Source organism: Azospira oryzae (assembly GCF_004217225.1).
GTDB classification, from domain to species: domain Bacteria; phylum Pseudomonadota; class Gammaproteobacteria; order Burkholderiales; family Rhodocyclaceae; genus Azospira; species Azospira oryzae.
In genome coordinates this window covers 1,171,335-1,188,355 of the sequence record NZ_SHKM01000001.1, presented here as the reverse complement: position 1 = coordinate 1,188,355, position 17,021 = coordinate 1,171,335, and the positions used below count along the sequence as shown (strand labels likewise).

Below are 17,021 nucleotides of genomic sequence, written 5' to 3'. Positions count from 1 at the left end.
GCCGGGCGTTTTTTGTGGGCGGTCCGGGATCAGACCTTGAAGCGACCCACCGTGTTCTGCAGGGAATCGGCCAGGGCTTCCAGGGACTGGGCGGCGGCAGCCGTCTGCTCCACGGATTCGTTGTTTTCCCGGGCCATGGCGGCGATGGCCTCGATGCTGTCCGCCACTTCGCCGCTGACCCGACGCTGCTCGTCGGTGGCGCCGGCGATGGCATCCAGGCCGTGGCCCACTTCGGTGACGGAGCCGTTGGCGGCCTGCAGGATGTCGGCCACGTTGGTGACCGAAGCCTGGCTGGAGGACAGGTGGCCCAGGCCCTCTTCGATGGCCCGCCGCACATTGACCGACTGGGCCGAGAGGGTTTCGGTGATGGCATCGATCTCGCTGGCGGAGCGGGAGGACTTCTCGGCCAGTTTGCGCACCTCGTCGGCCACCACGGCGAAGCCCCGGCCCTGCTCGCCGGCCCGGGCCGCCTCGATGGCGGCATTGAGGGCCAGCAGGTTGGTCTGCTCGGCGATGTCCTTCACTTCCTGGGTCATCTTGTTGATGGCGTCGGTGTTGCGCACGAACTCATTCACCGACTCGGCCATTTCCTTGACCGTCTGTTCCACGTTGTTCATTTCCTCGAGCAGGTGGCCCAGGCTCTTGTTGCCTTCCTCGGAGCGTTTCAGGCTTTCCTGAGACTGCTGTTGTACGTGCTCGGCGCTCTGGGAAATGGCGGCGATGGACGACACCATCTGTTCCACGGCGGAGGCGGCAGTGACGGACTTCTCGTTCTGCTGGTGGGAGCCGTCGGCCACCTGGGAGGCGCTCTGGGCCAGGGCATGGGCCTTGGCGGAAACCTCGGTGGCGGACTGGCTGACCTGGCGCACCAGGGTGGAGAAGTTCTCCATCACCTGATTGAAGACGGTGGCGGCCAGACCCACTTCGTCCCGGCCCTTCACTTCCAGGCGGCGGGTGAGATCCCCTTCGCCGGTGGCGATGTCCTGCAGGCCGTGGGTCAGATGCTCGATGGGAATGGTGACGAAGTGGCGGATGAAGAGGTAGATCACCGCCAGCAGCAGCAGGCTGGCACCGAAGGCGGCGGCAGCGATCTTCAGGCGGAAGGCGTTGACCTCGGCGTCCACCTTGTCGAGGGAAACCTTCATGCTGACCAGGCCGAGGACGGACCCTTCCGGCACCTGGTGGCACATGATGCAGTTCTTGCCCAGGTAGTTGGTGGAAGCCAGGGTGGGGGTGACCACCCGCAGATAGGTGGCGCCGTTTTCTTCATGCACGGCGGTATAGGCCTTGCCGCTCTGCATCGCCTGTTGCTCGATGCTGTCCATGGGACGTTTGTCCTTGGTGTCGGGGCCGAAAATCTTGCTCACGGCTTCGCCGCGGACCACGTGCAGGTCCTTGATGACGGAGAGCTGCTTGATCTGGTCGAGGAAGACTTCGCGCTGGCCGACGGTGCCGGTGATCATCATGCCGGTGAGGCCGGCCATGGTCATTTCGTGGATGCTGCCGGCAAAATCCTTGGCTTGGCCGATGGCTGTTTCCCGATTGACTTCGGATTCCCAGACGATCATGCCTGTCCATACGGCAATGAGCATGAACCAGATGGCTGCGGTGAGGCGCACCCAGATTTTCAAATCGGCGATACGAGCCATAATCTCCCTTGGTCCTCGGCTTTAATTTGTCGGTCCTGCCGCTATACAGTCAAGTCCAGTTGTTGGATCGAGCCAACGCCTCCATTCTGCTGTAAAAACACGCCGGAAGCCAGCACTGAAGCCTGTAGCCGGTTCTGCGCCGTCTTCACCTCGAAGGGGGTGGCCAGATGTTGCAGGCCGATGGCGCCCACGCCCTTGTCTGCCAGGGAAAGTAGCTGGTCCCGGCCAGCCCCGTCTTTGATCCAGATTCTTAACTGTTCGAAAATGGGGTCGTTCTCGTCGATCCAGCCGTTGCGGTCGGCATCGTAGGCGGCCAGTTCGGCAAAGCCGTCGCCGCTGCGGGTGCCGAACAGCTCGCCGCCGTCCGTGGCGCTGCCGTTGCCGTCCTTGTCGAAAACCAGGAAACCGCTGCCGCCGCTGGTGAAGTTGATCATGTCGTCCTTGCCGTCGCTGTCGATGTCGAAGGCAAAGCGCTGGTCGGTCAGCTGGGCGGCGGTGCCGGCGAAATTGAGCACCAGGGGGTCCTTCTTCACCGCATCGCCGGCGCGGAGACTGACGCTGCTTTCCTCGTGGTAGAGCCGGCTCATGGCCAGGTTGAGGTCGAAGCTGATTTCCTTGCCGTCGCTGGTGCGCACCACCCCCTGGGCGGAGAAGGTGGTCTGTTCCATTTCCGTGTAGGACTCGTGGTGGTCGTATTCCACCCCGTAGCCGGCCTTGGCCGGTGCTGCGTCGGCCGGTACGCCGCCCGCTGCCTGGCCGGCCGCAAGCGTGCCCGTTTCGGCGCTGAGATCGGTCTGGCTGAGGAGCTCGATCTTGCGGCCGGTGAAGTACTCGATCAGGGTCTTGAGCAGGGCCAGCTTGGGGTCCAGCGTCTCTTCGGCCTTGGCGCCGGCAGCCTCCACCCCGTCCTGGGCCTGGGCCGCCAGGGCTTCAGGGGACAGGCTGACACTGGTGGCCGGCGATGTCGGGGAGGCTGTCGCCAAGTCGCCGTTGCCTTCGAAGTCGGGTCGCCGGTCGCCGACCCAGACGCGCAGGCTTTCGCTGACTTCATGGTGTTGCAGGCTGGCGTGGCTGGCGGCCATCTGGACGTCGGCAGAGGCGATTTTCATGGGAGGCTCCGGGTGGCGGGTGGCTACCTCGTCTACGGCCTCCCGGAGCAAAGGTTGAGGCGTTTCTACACGTCCACGCTGCGCAGCCAGCGGATCAGGTTGGCTGCATCCATGGCGCCGGCCTGGCGGGCCACTTCCCGGCCGCCGCGGAAGAGGGCCAGGGTGGGGATGCTGCGGATGCCGAAGCGGGCGGCCATGGCCGGTTCGGCTTCCGTATCCAGCTTGAGCAGGCGGTAATGGGGTTCCAGTTGCCGGGCCGCCTGGGCGAAGGCGGGGGCCATCATGCGGCAGGGGCCGCACCAGGGGGCCCAGAAATCTACCAGCAGGGGCAGGTCGGAGCGGCCCAGGTGGGCCTCCAGGGCGGCGCTGGTCACTGCCAGGGGCTCGCCGGTGAACAGCGCTGCCTTGCAGCGGCCGCAGGTGGGCTGTTCGGTCAGGCGCTGGGTGGGCAGGCGATTGACGGCCTGGCAGTGGGGGCAGACCAGGTGCAGGGATTCGGGGGCGGCCATGGCGGGCTCCTTGATTAGACTTGTCTAATATGGAGACGCCGCCCCGGTCTTCAAGAGGGGGTCAGCGGGAGGCGCCCCGGGCCTGGGCCCGCAGGGCGCTTTGCTCCAGGGCCGCCTGGTCCGGGGCTTCCCGGGTGGGCCAGCCTGAAAGGTGCATCGTGACGATGTCGGCGAGGGCCTCGATCCAGTCCGGCCGCTCGTTGAGGCAGGGGATGTAGCCATAGGTCTTGCCGCCAGCAGCGAGGAAATCGGCCTTGCCCTCCATGGCGATCTCCTCCAGGGTTTCCAGGCAGTCGGAGGTGAAGCCGGGGCAGATGACGTCTACCCGTTCCACCCCTTCCTTGGCCAGCCGGTGCAGGGTGGGGGCGGTGTAGGGCTGCAGCCATTCGGCCTTGCCGAAGCGGGACTGGAAGCAGATTTCCACCCGCTCCTTGGGCAGGCCCAGGGCTTCGCTGAGCAGGCGGCCGGTCTTCAGGCATTCGCAGTGGTAGGGGTCCCCCAGTTCCAGGGTGCGTTTGGGGACGCCGTGGAAGCTCAGCATGAGACGGTAGGAAGGGCCGGGCTGGCCGTTCTCCGCCCAGTACTGGCGTACGCTGGCGGCCAGGGCGGCGATGTAGCCGGGATGGTCGTGGAAGTTGCGCACGGCGCGGATTTCCGGCTGGTTGCGGCTCTGCTGCAGCCAGGCGTAGGCCGCATCCAGGGCGGTGGCCGAGGTGCTGCCGGCGTACTGGGGATAGAGGGGCAGCAGCAGGATGCGGGTGCAGTTCTGCTGCTTCAGCCGCTCCAGGGCATCGGCCACGGAAGGCTGGCCGTAGCGCATGGCGTAATCCACCACCAGACGGTGGCCGGCCTGGCCCAGGACGCCCTTGAGCAGCTTGGCCTGGCGTTCCGTGTGTACCCGCAGGGGCGAGCCTTCGGGCAGCCAGACGGAGGCGTACTTGGCCGCCGACTTGGCGGGGCGGGTGTTGAGGATGATGCCGTTGAGGATGGGCCACCAGATGAGGCGGGGAATCTCCACCACCCGGGGGTCGGAGAGGAATTCCTTGAGATAGCGGCGCAGGGCCGGCGCCGTGGGGGCATCGGGGGTGCCCAGGTTGATCAGCAGAACCCCGGTCTGGGGGGCGGTGCCGTGCTTGAATTCGGGTTCCGGACGGAAAAAGGGCATCAGGTATTGGCCTGGTAGGTAAGGGCGGAGGAGAGCAGCTTGGCGGTGATGTCCACGATGGGGATGACCCGTTCGTAGGCCATGCGGGTGGGGCCGATGACGCCGACGGAGCCCACCACCTGGCCATTCACCTCGTAGGGGGCGGTGACGACGCTGCATTCGTCCAGGGGCGCCAGGCCCGATTCGCCGCCGATGTAGATCTGCACGCCGTCGGCGTTGTTGGAGATGTCGAGCAGGCGCACCAGGCCGGTCTTCTGTTCGAAGAGGTCGAACAGCTCCCGCAGCCGCTTCATGTTGGAGGACAGTTCCTCCACTTCCAGCAGGTTCTTCTCGCCGGAGATGACGTACTGGCTGGCGCTGTCGTTCAAGGCCTGGTTGCCGGCCTCCAGGGCCGAGGCCATGAGGATCTTCAGGTCGTCCTGCAACTGCTGGATTTCGCCGGTGAGGCGCTGGCGGATCTGGTCGAAGTCCAGGCCGGCGTAATTGTGGTTCAGGTAATTGGCCGCCGTCGTCAGCTCCGACGGCGAGTAGGGCCGTTCGGTGAGCAGGATGCGGTTCTGCACGTCGCCGTCGGTAGTGACGATGATGAGCAGGATGCGCTTTTCCGAGAGGCCGAGAAACTCGATCTGGCGGATGGTCGGCGTCTTGCGCCGCGGCGTCACGACGATGCCGGCAAACTGGGTCAGTTCCGAGAGCAGGTGGGAGGCGTTGCCGATCAGCTGCTGGGGCTGGGTCTGGATCAGCTGCCCTTCCATCTCGTGGATCTGGTTTTCCTGCAGGGGCTGCACCGCCAGCAGGCTGTCCACGAACAGGCGGTAGCCCCGGGGCGTGGGAATGCGGCCGGCGGAGGTGTGGGGGCTGGCGATGAAACCCTGCTCCTCCAGATCCGCCATGACGTTGCGGATGGTGGCCGGCGACAGGTCCAGCCCGGAGAAGCGGGAGAGGGCGCGGGAGCCCACCGGTTGGCCTTCGGCGATGTACCGTTCGACCAGGGTCTTGAGCAGGATGCGGGCGCGGTTGTCGAGCATGAATCGATTTTACCGAAAATCGCCGGGGCCGCCAGGAGTTGCATCCGCGCTGTGCCGCCGGGGGCGGGGGGTTTTGTGGTTTAATGCGGGCCATGAAAGGCTCCGGTCACCATTCCCCTTCGCGTCCCATGGCACTTCCCCGCACCATTGCCCTGATTGGCAAATACCACAGCCCGGAAATTGCCGAATCCCTGCGTTCCCTCGGCCAGTATCTGAGCGAGCGGGGCGTCTCGGTGCTGGTGGAGGCCGATACGGCCGCCAATGTGGGGGAAAGCCGCTGGATGACCGGCGATTTCCAGTTCATCGGCGCCCATGCCGATCTGGCCATCGTCCTCGGCGGCGACGGCACCATGCTCAACGCCGCCCGCCACCTGGCCCGCTACAAGGTGCCCCTGGTGGGCGTGAACCAGGGCCGCCTGGGCTTCATGACCGACATTGCCCGCTGCGACATGCTGTCCTGCATGGAAGACCTGCTGGACGGCCGCTTCGTGCCGGAGGAGCGCCTGATCCTGGACGCCGAGGTGATCCGGGACGGCAAGGAAGTCTGCGCCAACCAGGCTCTCAACGACGTGGTGATGGACAAGGGCGCCATCGGCCGCATGATCGAATTCGAGCTGTTCATCGACGGCGAGTTCATCTACAACCTGCGGGCCGACGGCCTCATCATCTCCACTCCCACCGGCTCCACCGCCTACGCCCTCTCGGCCAACGGCCCCATCCTGCACCCGACCCTGGGCGGCATCGCCCTGGTGCCCCTCTGTCCCCATTCCCTGACCAACCGGCCGATCACGGTGTCGGACCGCTGCGAGATCGAATTGCGGGTGATCCAGTCCGCCGACGCCCGGGTGCACTTCGACGGCCAGGTGGCCTTCGACATCCGTCCCGACGACTGCGTGCGCATGCGCCGCTCCGCCTACAACGTCTGTTTCCTGCACCCGCCCGGCTACAGCTACTTCGCCATGCTGCGTCAGAAGCTCCACTGGAGCAAACGTCCCAAGGGGCCCTGAACCATGCTGCAACGTCTGAACATTCGCGATTTCGTCCTGGTGGACCGGCTGGAGCTGGATTTCCAGGGCGGCTTCGGCGCCCTCACCGGCGAGACCGGCGCCGGCAAGTCCATCCTGGTGGACGCCCTGGCCTTCGTCCTCGGCGAGCGCGCCGACAGCGGCCTGCTGCGGGCCGGGGCCGAGAAGACCGAAGTGGGGGCCGAGTTCGACATCCGTGCCCTGGCCGAACTGAAGTCCTGGCTGGCGGAGAACGACTTCGCCGCTGACGATGACCTGTTGCTGCGTCGCATCCTGGATGCGGGCGGCCGTTCCCGGGCCTACATCAACGGCTCTGCCGCCACCCTGCAGCAACTGCGGCAGGCCGCCGAATGGCTGGTGGACATCCACGGCCAGCACGCCCACCAGTCCCTGTTGCGGGGCGAGGCCCAGCGCCAGCTGCTCGACGCCCATGCCGGCCATGCCGACCTGGCCCGCAGCGTCGGCGAAGCCTGGCGCACCTGGCGCGACGCCCGGGATTCCCTGGAGGCGGCGGCCGAAGGCGGCGAAGCCCTGGCCCGGGAGCGGGAACAGCTGGAATGGCAGGTGCGGGAACTGGAGACCCTGGCCTTCTCCGCCGACGAGTGGGAAAGCCTCAACCAGGAACACAAGCGTCTGGCCCATGCCGCCTCCCTGCTGGAAGGGGCCCAGTTTTCCCTGGGCCTGCTGGCCGAAGGCGAGGGGGCCTGCGAAGCCCAGGTGCGTGCCGTGGCCTCCCGTCTCGACGGTCTGGCCGAATACGACCCGGCCCTGAGCGAAGTGGCCCAACTGGTGCAGTCGGCCGAAGCCGAGCTGGCCGAAGCCGTTAGCGCCCTGCGCCGCTACGCCGACCGGGTGGATCTGGACCCGGCCCGCCTGGCCGAGGTGGAACGCCGCCTGGAGGCCGTCATGGGTTGCGCGCGCAAGTTCCGCGCTCTGCCGGAGGAACTGCCGGAACTGTTGTCCCGTTGGCAGCAGCGTCTCGCCGAGCTGGGCGAGGCGGGCGACCTGGCAGCCCTGCAGGCCAGGGTGGATGCGGCTCGCCAGCAATACGACAAGGATGCGGCCAAGCTCTCCAAGGCCCGGGCCAAGGCGGCCAAGGCCCTGGGCGACGAGGTCAGCCAGGGCATGCAGGAACTGGCCCTGGGCGGCGGCCGTTTCGAAATCGCCCTGGTGCCCGTGGCCGGCGGCAATGCCCACGGCCTGGAAAGCATCGAATTCCGCATCGGCGGCCTGGCGGGCAGCGAAGCCCGTTCCCTGGCCAAGGTGGCTTCCGGCGGCGAACTGTCCCGCATCAGCCTGGCCATCCAGGTGGTCACCAGCCGCCAGGCCAGCGTCCCCACCCTGATTTTCGACGAGGTGGACGTGGGCATCGGCGGCGGCGTCGCCGAGGTGGTGGGGCGTCTGCTGCACCGCCTGGGCCGGGAGCGTCAGGTGTTGTGCGTCACCCACCTGCCCCAGGTGGCGGCCCGGGCCGACTGGCAGTGGCAGGTGGCCAAGTCCAAGGAGGGCGCCGCCATCAAGAGCCGGGTCACGCCCCTGGACGCGGCGGGCCGGGTGGAGGAAATCGCCCGCATGCTGGGCGGCGTGGAAATCACCGCCACCACCCGGCAGCACGCCAAGGAACTGCTCGGTCAGGGCTGAGCCCGACTTGGCCCCGGCCCGGGGCTTGGGCTATGGTGAGGATCTACTTTCCCGCAAACGGGGCTGTCGCCCCGCTGCAGCCTTGAGTGTCTGCCATGATCGGCTCCCTCTCAGCTTCCGGCATTGCCAGTGTCTATCCCGTCGCCACGGGAGGCGTTGCCGCACCCGTGCAGCGGCCGGCGGCCGGCGGCGCCCAGGCGGCCGAGAGCGGCAGCGGGGCATCCTCGTCGGGCAGTGGCAGCGCGGCGGCCTCAGGTGCCGAGTGGAACGGGGGCTACGGCCAGTCCCTGGGCAAGAACCCCTTCGCCGCCGCTGCCGGGAAGAGCGAGCTGTCGGAGGACGAACAGCGGCAGGTGGAAAAGCTGAAGGAGACGGACCGCAAGGTACGCGCCCACGAGCAGGCCCACATCGCTGCCGGCGGAGCCCTGGTCCAGGGCGGCGCCAGCTACTCCTACCACAAGGGGCCGGACGGCCGCATGTATGCGGTGGCAGGAGAGGTTTCCATCGATGTGTCGCCGGGCCGCACGCCGGAGGAAAGTCTGGCCAAGGCCCAGCAGATCCGTGCCGCCGCCATGGCGCCGGCCGATCCTTCGCCCCAGGACCGGCGCGTGGCGGCAGGCGCCGCCAGGCTGGAGAGCAGCGCCCGGGCCGAGCAGGCCAAGGAACAGGCTACGGAGGCGGCTGCGGCCCAGGAGGGAAGCGGTTCCACCGGAGGTGTGTCTGGAGAGCAAGCATCGGCGCCGGTTGCAGCCGAGGCTGCCGTGGCAGGTCCGTCCGGTGCGGCTTCTGGCGGTGGGGCCAGGGGAGAGGCGGCCTATCGGCTGGAGAGCGTGGGCGTCAGGGAAACGGCCGTTTCCCGTTCCCGCGTCGATCTCTTCGCCTGAGGCGCGGATTCCGCCGCGGGGCGGTAGCGCTGCACGGCATTCTCGAAGAAGCCTTCGCTGCGCAGTTTTTCCACCGCGCTGCGGATGCGGGGCAGGTGGCCGAGCTGGGGGGATTTCTTCGACATCTGGGCCCACACCTCGGTCTTCTGCAGCATCAGGCGCGGCCAGGGCTGGCTCGGGTAGCCCCGCTTCTGCAGCAGGTGGTGCAGGGAGATGCTGTTGCCGGCGATGGCGTCCAGGCGGCCGCTGAGGAACATGTCCACCAGGGTTTCGTAGTCCCGCACTTCCACCTTGTTCAAACCGGCGTCGCCGTCGAAACGGGGGTTGAGGCGGATGTCCTTGACCAGGCCGATGCGCAGGCCCTGCAGGTCGTCGTAGCTGCGCAGGGTGCTGCCGGGGCGGGCCAGCACCAGGGTGTGGAAGCTGAAGAGGTAGCCCGCGTACTCGACATAGGCATCCCGGTCGTCGGAGCGGATCAGATAGGTCAGGTCGCAGTCGCCGCTCTGCAGCTCCTTGCCGACCCGGCCATAGGGCAGGGTGTTCAGTTCCAGGCTGAGGCCGGTTTCCCTGGCCAGTTCCCGGCTGATGTCCACGAACACGCCGCTGAGCTGGCTCTTGCGTTCGCCGCCGCCGTCCCGGCTGTAGTAGGCCCAGGGTTCGCTGTGCATGAGGCCCACCCGCAGGCCGGCCGTGGCCGTGTCGCCGCTATGGGCGAGAGCCGACAGGCCCAGGCAGAACAGGGCCAGCGCATGGCGGGACAGGGATCGACGGGAAAACCCCATGGAGGCGCATAGGCGTAACGATGTAGAACAAAAGTTATACCCCGCCCCTCCCAGGGGGTCAAGCGCCGGTGGTCAGCAGGGTGGCGCCGCCGGTCAGGACGAAGACCAGGGCGGCGAGGCGGCGGATCCAGTCCAGAGGCAGGCGATGGGCCAGCTTTTCGCCGATCAGCACGGCCGGCACGTTGGCGATCATCATGCCCAGGGTGGTGCCCAGGACCACGGCGGCCAGGGAATCGAAGCGGGCGGCCAGGGCCACCGTGGCGAACTGGGTCTTGTCCCCCATCTCCGCCAGGAAGAAGGCGATCAGGGCCGTGATGAAGGCGCCGCGGGCCAGGGTCTTGGGGGTCTCGTCGTCGTCCAGGGTGTCCGGCTTCAGGGTCCACAGGCCGAAGGCGATGAACAGGATGCCCACCGACCAGCGCAGGATTTCCGGGCTCAGCAGGGAGGCGGCCCAGGCTCCGACGGAACCGGCCAGGGCATGGTTGGCCACGGTGGCGACGAAGATGCCGGCGATGATAGCCCAGGGCCGGCGCAGGCGTGCCGCCAGGACGAAGGAGAGAAGTTGGGTCTTGTCGCCGATTTCAGCCAGGGCGACCAGCAGGGTGGAGGTGAGGAGGGCGTCCATACAAAATAAAAGCCGGGGCAAGCCCCGGCGTCATGGCAAAGGAATGGGAGGGTCAGGCGTCGTGGGGCAGGTGGTGCTTGTCCACGTGGGCGTCCGGGGAGTTGCGGTGGGGACAGTTTTCCTTGAGGCACTCGGCGTAGAGGTAGAGGGCGTGCTCCTGGATGGCGAAGCCCCGTTCCTTGGCGATCTTGTTCTGGCGCCGCTCGATCTCGGGGTCGTAGAACTCTTCCACCCGGCCGCAATTGACGCAGACCAGGTGGTCGTGATGCTTGCCCTCGTTCATTTCGAAGACGGCACGGCCGGATTCGAAAAAGTGGCGTTCCAGGATGCCGGCCTGCTCGAACTGGGTCAGGACCCGGTAAACCGTGGCCAGGCCGATGTCCATGCCTTCGGCGATGAGGAGCTTATAGACGTCTTCGGCGGAGAGGTGGCGGACGTTGCTCTTTTCGAACAGGTCCAGAATCTTGAGTCGGGGAAAGGTGGCCTTGAGACCGATGCTCTTCAGGCTCTGGGAATTGCTCATGTCGCACCCTATTTGATAGGTTGGTCTGATTTTTTGGGCTATGATATACCGATTCACTTTGCTTGGACACCGCTGGAATCCAGCGTTTTGCCGCATGAGTCGCTTCCATATCCCTGCCTTTGATGGCCATTTCCGCCATAGTTCCCGGATTTTCCTTTCGGCCCTGGTCGTTTCCTCGACCTTGCTCGCCGGATGCTCCGTTCCCCGTATCGTCACCGAATACAAAATCGATGTGCAGCAGGGCAATGTCCTGACCCAGGATATGGTGGCCCAACTGCGCCCCGGGCTGAGCAAGGACCAGGTGCGCTACATCCTGGGGACGCCCATGTTGATGGACATTTTCCACGGTGAACGCTGGGATTACGTCTATCGGCTGGAAAAGGGCAAGACAGGGGAAACCGAGACCCGCAAGTTCTCCGTTTTCTTTGCTGACGGCAAGTTGGCCCGCGTCGGCGGCGACGTGGTGGCGGCCCAGGCCGGCGAGGCCGGCGGTGACGTGGTGCCGCCGACCCGGCAGCAGGTGATCGACCTTGGGTCCATTCCCGAGGACGGAAGTGTGCAGGCGCCGCCGCCCGACAGCGAGCGGGGCTTCTTTGGACGAATGCTGGATAAGGTTGGACTGTAATTCATGAGCAAGTTGCGTATTGCCGTGGCCGGGGCTTCCGGCCGTATGGGCCGGATGTTGATCGAAGCCACCCTGAAGGATGGCGAAGTGGTGCTGGGCGCCGCCTTTGACCGCCCGGGCAGCCCCGCCGTGGGCAAGGACGCGGGCGACCTGGTGGGCCAGCCCTGTGGCGTCCAGGTGCTGGATAGCGCCGAGACCGCCCTGAAACAGGCCGACTGCCTGATCGACTTCACCCGCCCCGAAGGCACCCTGGAGCACCTGGCCCTGTGCCGCAAGCTGGGCGTGGCCATGATCATCGGCACCACCGGCTTCGACGAGGCCGGCAAGGCCGCCATCCGCGACGCCGCCCAGGATATCCCGGTCGTCTTCGCCCCCAACATGGCGGTGGGCGTGAATCTGGTGTTCAAGCTGCTGGATGTGGCGGCCCGTATCCTCAATCAGGGCTACGACATCGAGATCGTCGAGGCCCACCACAAGCACAAGATCGACGCCCCTTCCGGCACCGCCCTGCGCATGGGCGAAGTGGTGGCCCATGCCCTGGGCCGGGACCTGAAGGAATGCGCCATCTACGGCCGCGAAGGCGTCACCGGCGAACGGGATCCTTCCACCATCGGCTTTGCCACCGTGCGCGGCGGCGACATCGTCGGCGACCACAACGTGATGTTCTGCGGTACCGGCGAACGGGTGGAGATCGCCCATAAGGCCGGCAGTCGCATGCCTTACGCCCTGGGCAGCCTGCGGGCGGCCCGCTTCCTGGCGGGCAAGAAGAACGGCCTGTTCGACATGCAGGACGTGCTGGGCCTGCGCTGAGTCTCCTCCGGAGTCGGCCGCGAAGCCGCTCTAGGCCGTGAAGTGCTGCGCCGCGATTGCCCCAAAAGGGGGCAGTCGGCTATAATAGTGCGGTTAAAAAATCAATTCGTGAAAGCGGGAGGGCGCTGAGCCCATCCCGCTTTGCGTATGTACCCCGGTGAAACCGGTCCTGCCTGTGTGGCGGCAGGGCTGTCCGGGGTCCGACAGCGCGTCACGAGTACCACGAATTCGCCGCCCGGAGTCTTTTGTGTCCCTGCTTCCTGCCTTTTCGCCCGCCCTGCTTGCCCTGGCCGACGGCACCGTGTTCCGCGGTTACGCCATCGGTGCCGAGGGCACCACCAGCGGTGAAGTGGTGTTCAACACGGCCATGACCGGTTACCAGGAAATCCTGACCGACCCGTCCTACTGCCGTCAGATTGTCACCCTCACCTATCCCCACATCGGCAACACCGGCTGCAATGCGGAGGACTTCGAGTCCCGCGCCAACTTTGCCGCCGGCCTGGTCATCCGCGACCTGCCGATCCGCGCTTCCAACTGGCGTATCGAGCAGACCCTGCCCGACTATCTGAAGCAGCATGGCGTCGTTGCCATCGCCGGCATCGACACCCGCAAGCTGACCCGCATCCTGCGCGAAAAGGGCGCCCAGGCCGGCTGCATCATCGCCGGCGTGGCCGACGAAGCCAAGGCCCTGGCCGAAGCCCGCGCTTTCCCGGGTCTGGCCGGCATGGACCTGGCCAAGGTGGTCAGCGTCGATTCCCCCTACCAGTTCAGCGAAGGCGAGTGGACCCTGAAGGGTTACGCCGCCGCCCCCGCCGCCAAGTTCAAGGTGGTGGCATACGACTACGGCGTCAAGACCAACATCCTGCGCATGCTGGCTTCCCGCGGCTGCGACGTCACCGTGGTGCCGGCCCAGACTCCTGCGGCCGAGGTGCTGAAGTACAAGCCGGATGGCGTCTTCCTCTCCAACGGCCCCGGCGACCCCGAGCCCTGTGACTATGCCATCACCGCCATCCGTGAAATCCTGGCGGCCGGCGTGCCCACCTATGGCATCTGCCTGGGCCACCAGCTGCTGGCCCTGGCTTCCGGCGCCAAGACCCTGAAGATGAAGTTCGGCCACCACGGTGCCAACCATCCGGTCAAGGATCTGGACACCAACCAGGTGCTGATCACCAGCCAGAACCACGGCTTCGCCGTGGATGCGGACACCCTGCCGGCCAATGTGCGGGCGACCCACGTGTCCCTGTTCGACGGCTCCCTGCAAGGCATCGCCCGCACCGACGTGCCGGCCTTCTCCTTCCAGGGCCACCCCGAGGCGAGCCCGGGCCCCCATGACGTGGCCTATCTGTTCGACCGTTTCATCAAGCTGATGCAAGACAAAAAGGCCGAGGGAAAGTAACTCATGCCCAAGCGCACAGACATTAAGAGCATTCTCATCATCGGCGCCGGCCCGATCATCATCGGTCAGGCCTGCGAGTTCGACTATTCCGGCGCCCAGGCCTGCAAGGCCCTGAAGGCCGAGGGTTACCGGGTCATCCTGGTGAACTCCAACCCCGCCACCATCATGACCGACCCGGAAACGGCCGATGTGACCTACATCGAGCCCATCTCCTGGAAGGTGGTGGAAAAGATCATCGAAAAGGAGCGTCCCGACGCCCTGCTGCCCACCATGGGCGGCCAGACCGCGCTGAACTGCGCTCTGGATCTGGCCAAGCACGGTGTGCTGGAGAAGTTCGGTGTCGAGCTGATCGGCGCTTCCGAGGAAGCCATCGACAAGGCCGAGGACCGGGAGAAGTTCAAGGCCGCCATGACCAAGATCGGTCTGGGCTCCGCCCGTTCCGCCGTGGCCCACTCCATGGAAGAGGCCCTGCAGGTGCAGGCCATGATCGGCTTCCCGGCCATCATCCGTCCCTCCTTCACCCTGGGCGGTTCCGGCGGCGGCATCGCCTACAACAAGGAAGAGTTCGTCACCATCTGCGAACGGGGCCTGGAAGCCTCGCCGACCAAGGAACTGCTCATCGAAGAGTCCCTCATCGGCTGGAAAGAGTATGAGATGGAAGTGGTCCGCGACAGCAAGGACAACTGCATCATCATCTGTTCCATCGAGAACCTGGACCCCATGGGCGTGCATACCGGTGACTCCATCACCGTGGCCCCGGCCCAGACCCTGACGGACAAGGAATACCAGATCATGCGCAACGCCTCCATCGCGGTGCTGCGCGAGATCGGCGTTGATACGGGCGGCTCCAACGTGCAGTTCGCCATCAGCCCGAAGGACGGTCGCATGATCGTCATCGAGATGAACCCCCGGGTGTCCCGCTCCTCCGCCCTGGCCTCCAAGGCCACCGGCTTCCCCATCGCCAAGGTGGCGGCCAAGCTGGCTGTCGGCTACACCCTGGACGAGCTGGCCAACGAGATCACCGGCGGCAAGACCCCGGCCTCCTTCGAGCCCTCCATCGACTACGTGGTCACCAAGGTGCCCCGTTTCGCCTTCGAGAAGTTCCCCACCGCCGATTTCCACCTGACCACCCAGATGAAGTCTGTGGGCGAGGTCATGGCCATCGGCCGCACCCTGCAGGAATCCCTGCAGAAGGCCCTGCGTGGCCTGGAAGTGGGTGTGGACGGCTTCGACGAGAAGACCACCGACCGGGAAGTGATCGAGACCGAACTGGCCGAACCCGGCCCCGAGCGCATCTGGTACGTGGGCGATGCCTTCCGCATCGGCATGACCCTGGACGAGATCCACCGCCTGACCCACATCGACCCCTGGTTCCTGGCCCAGATCGAGGATCTGCACCTGAAGGCCAAGTCCCTGGCCGGCCGTAGCGTCGATTCCCTGTCCCGGGAAGAGCTGCTGGTGCTGAAGAAGTGCGGCTTCTCCGACAAGCGCCTGGCCAAGCTGCTGGCCACCACCCAGACCGCCGTGCGGGAACGTCGCCACGCCCTCAACGTGCGCCCGGTGTTCAAGCGCGTCGATACCTGCGCTGCCGAATTCGCCACCAACACGGCCTACATGTACTCCACCTACGAGGACGAGTGCGAGGCCCAGCCCAGCGACAAGAAGAAGATCATGGTCCTGGGCGGCGGTCCGAACCGCATCGGCCAGGGCATCGAGTTCGACTACTGCTGCGTGCATGCCGCCATGGCCATGCGCGAAGACGGCTACGAGACCATCATGGTCAACTGCAACCCGGAGACCGTGTCCACCGACTACGACACCTCCGACCGTCTGTACTTCGAGCCCCTGACCCTGGAAGACGTGCTGGAAGTGGTCAATGTGGAGAAGCCCGTCGGCGTCATCGTCCAGTACGGCGGCCAGACCCCGCTGAAGCTGGCGCGGGACCTGGAGGCCAACGGCGTGCCCATCATCGGCACCAGCCCCGACATGATCGACGCGGCCGAAGACCGGGAACGCTTCCAGAAGCTGCTGCACGAGCTGGGCCTGAAGCAGCCGCCCAACCGTACCGCCCGCAACGAAGCCGACGCCCTGGCCCTGGCCCAGGAAATCGGCTATCCCCTGGTGGTCCGCCCCTCCTACGTGCTGGGCGGCCGGGCCATGGAAATCGTGCATCAGCAGTCCGACCTGGAGCGCTACATGCGCGAGGCGGTGAAGGTCTCCAACGACTCTCCTGTGCTGCTGGACCGCTTCCTGAACGACGCCTGCGAAGTGGACGTGGATGCCCTGTCCGACGGTGACGAAGTCATCATCGGCGGCGTCATGGAACACATCGAACAGGCCGGTGTGCACTCCGGCGACTCCGCCTGTTCCCTGCCGCCTTACTCTCTGCCCAAGGAAGTGACCGACGAGTTGCGCCGCCAGACCAAGCTGATGGCCAAGGCCCTCAACGTCTGCGGCCTGATGAACGTGCAGTTCGCCATTCAGAACGACACCGTGTATGTGCTGGAAGTGAATCCCCGCGCCTCCCGCACCGTGCCCTTCGTTTCCAAGGCCACGGGCCTGCAGCTGGCCAAGATCGCCGCCCGCTGCATGGCCGGCCAGAGCCTGAAGAGCCAGGGCATCACCAAGGAAGTGATTCCGCCTTACTTCTCCGTCAAGGAAGCGGTGTTCCCCTTCGTCAAGTTCCCCGGCGTCGATACCATCCTGGGACCGGAAATGAAGTCCACCGGCGAAGTCATGGGCGTGGGCACCACCTTCGCCGAAGCCTTCGTCAAGAGCCAGCTGGCGGCCGGCGTGAAGCTGCCCACCGGCGGCAAGGTGTTCCTCTCCGTCAAGGATTCGGACAAGACCAAGGCCGTGGATGTGGCCCGTGACCTGCACGCTGCCGGCTTCACCATCCTGGCGACCCGGGGTACCGGTGCCGCCATGGAAGCGGCCGGCATTCCGGTGACCGTGGTGAACAAGGTGACCGAAGGCCGTCCCCACATCGTGGACATGATCAAGAACAACGAGATTGCCCTGATCATCAACACGGTGGACGAGAAGCGCCAGGCCATCAACGATTCCCGCTCCATCCGGACTTCCGGACTGGCCGCCCGGGTCACCATGTACACCACCATCTGGGGTGCCGAGGCTGCTGCCGCCGGTATCCGCCAGGGTGGCGAACTGGTGGTTTATCCCATCCAGGCGCTGCACGCCCAGATTTCCTGATCAATCCTAACCCTCGCCGCCGGGAACGCCCCATCGGGGC

15 protein-coding genes are annotated in these 17,021 nt (G+C 66.0%); 7 read left to right on the top strand and 8 right to left on the bottom strand.

The genetic code is table 11. From position 1 onward, the window contains the following. Positions 1-29: 29 nt before the first annotated feature. The 5 genes from EV678_RS05415 to hrcA form a co-directional block, all read right to left on the bottom strand. A complete protein-coding gene (locus tag EV678_RS05415) occupies positions 30-1,649 on the bottom strand; it encodes a methyl-accepting chemotaxis protein (protein WP_014238092.1) in 1,620 nt (539 codons plus the stop codon). Between the two features lie 41 nt (positions 1,650-1,690). Then, positions 1,691-2,758: an FG-GAP repeat domain-containing protein gene (locus EV678_RS05410; RefSeq protein ID WP_130458773.1), complete on the bottom strand. Its 1,068-nt coding sequence runs from the start codon at positions 2,756-2,758 to the stop codon at positions 1,691-1,693. A 65-nt stretch (positions 2,759-2,823) separates the two neighbouring features. Further along, positions 2,824-3,267 carry a thioredoxin TrxC gene (gene trxC, locus EV678_RS05405; RefSeq protein ID WP_130458772.1) on the bottom strand — a complete coding sequence of 148 codons (444 nt, stop codon included), beginning with the start codon at positions 3,265-3,267 and terminating at the stop codon, positions 2,824-2,826. A gap of 61 nt (positions 3,268-3,328) precedes the next feature. Further along, positions 3,329-4,432: a ferrochelatase gene (gene hemH / locus EV678_RS05400; protein WP_130458771.1), complete on the bottom strand. Its 1,104-nt coding sequence runs from the start codon at positions 4,430-4,432 to the stop codon at positions 3,329-3,331. Continuing rightward, on the bottom strand, positions 4,432-5,460 hold the full coding sequence (hrcA, locus tag EV678_RS05395) for a heat-inducible transcriptional repressor HrcA (RefSeq protein ID WP_130458770.1): 1,029 nt from the start codon (positions 5,458-5,460) through the stop codon (positions 4,432-4,434). The genes hemH and hrcA overlap by 1 nt, the downstream gene beginning before the upstream one ends. A 128-nt stretch (positions 5,461-5,588) precedes the next feature. On the opposite strand from hrcA, the gene EV678_RS05390 reads away from it, so the two are divergent. From EV678_RS05390 to EV678_RS05380, 3 genes are all read left to right on the top strand, one after another. Further along, a complete protein-coding gene (locus tag EV678_RS05390; RefSeq protein ID WP_014238087.1) occupies positions 5,589-6,467 on the top strand; it encodes an NAD kinase in 879 nt (292 codons plus the stop codon). Positions 6,468-6,470: 3 nt separating this feature from the next. Beyond that, positions 6,471-8,126, top strand: coding sequence for a DNA repair protein RecN (gene recN / locus EV678_RS05385; protein ID WP_130458769.1), 1,656 nt, complete (start codon positions 6,471-6,473; stop codon positions 8,124-8,126). Between the two features lie 95 nt (positions 8,127-8,221). Continuing rightward, positions 8,222-9,010, top strand: a complete 789-nt coding sequence (locus EV678_RS05380) for a putative metalloprotease CJM1_0395 family protein (protein WP_130459286.1) — start codon at positions 8,222-8,224, stop codon at positions 9,008-9,010. Here the strand turns inward: EV678_RS05380 and EV678_RS05375 are convergent. Genes EV678_RS05375 through fur form a run of 3 tightly spaced genes read right to left on the bottom strand, consistent with a single transcriptional unit; the run spans position 8,941 to position 10,940 of the window. After that, positions 8,941-9,792, bottom strand: coding sequence for a substrate-binding periplasmic protein (locus tag EV678_RS05375; RefSeq protein WP_130458768.1), 852 nt, complete (start codon positions 9,790-9,792; stop codon positions 8,941-8,943). The genes EV678_RS05380 and EV678_RS05375 overlap by 70 nt on opposite strands. 58 nt (positions 9,793-9,850) lie before the next feature. Beyond that, the gene (locus EV678_RS05370; protein ID WP_130458767.1) at positions 9,851-10,417 is read right to left on the bottom strand and encodes a TMEM165/GDT1 family protein; all 567 of its coding nucleotides are present in this window, start codon (positions 10,415-10,417) and stop codon (positions 9,851-9,853) included. A 52-nt stretch (positions 10,418-10,469) separates the two neighbouring features. Further along, positions 10,470-10,940, bottom strand: a complete 471-nt coding sequence (gene fur / locus EV678_RS05365) for a ferric iron uptake transcriptional regulator (RefSeq protein WP_130458766.1) — start codon at positions 10,938-10,940, stop codon at positions 10,470-10,472. Positions 10,941-10,980: 40 nt separating this feature from the next. On the opposite strand from fur, the gene EV678_RS05360 reads away from it, so the two are divergent. The 4 genes from EV678_RS05360 (at position 10,981) to carB (ending at position 16,981) form a co-directional block, all read left to right on the top strand. Further along, positions 10,981-11,565, top strand: coding sequence for an outer membrane protein assembly factor BamE (locus EV678_RS05360; RefSeq protein ID WP_235832408.1), 585 nt, complete (start codon positions 10,981-10,983; stop codon positions 11,563-11,565). Between the two features lie 3 nt (positions 11,566-11,568). Beyond that, positions 11,569-12,375: a 4-hydroxy-tetrahydrodipicolinate reductase gene (gene dapB / locus EV678_RS05355; protein ID WP_130458765.1), complete on the top strand. Its 807-nt coding sequence runs from the start codon at positions 11,569-11,571 to the stop codon at positions 12,373-12,375. A gap of 247 nt (positions 12,376-12,622) precedes the next feature. After that, positions 12,623-13,771, top strand: a complete 1,149-nt coding sequence (gene carA / locus EV678_RS05350) for a glutamine-hydrolyzing carbamoyl-phosphate synthase small subunit (RefSeq protein ID WP_207222179.1) — start codon at positions 12,623-12,625, stop codon at positions 13,769-13,771. 3 nt (positions 13,772-13,774) lie between these two features. Continuing rightward, positions 13,775-16,981: a carbamoyl-phosphate synthase large subunit gene (gene carB, locus EV678_RS05345; protein ID WP_130458764.1), complete on the top strand. Its 3,207-nt coding sequence runs from the start codon at positions 13,775-13,777 to the stop codon at positions 16,979-16,981. Positions 16,982-17,021: the final 40 nt, after the last annotated feature.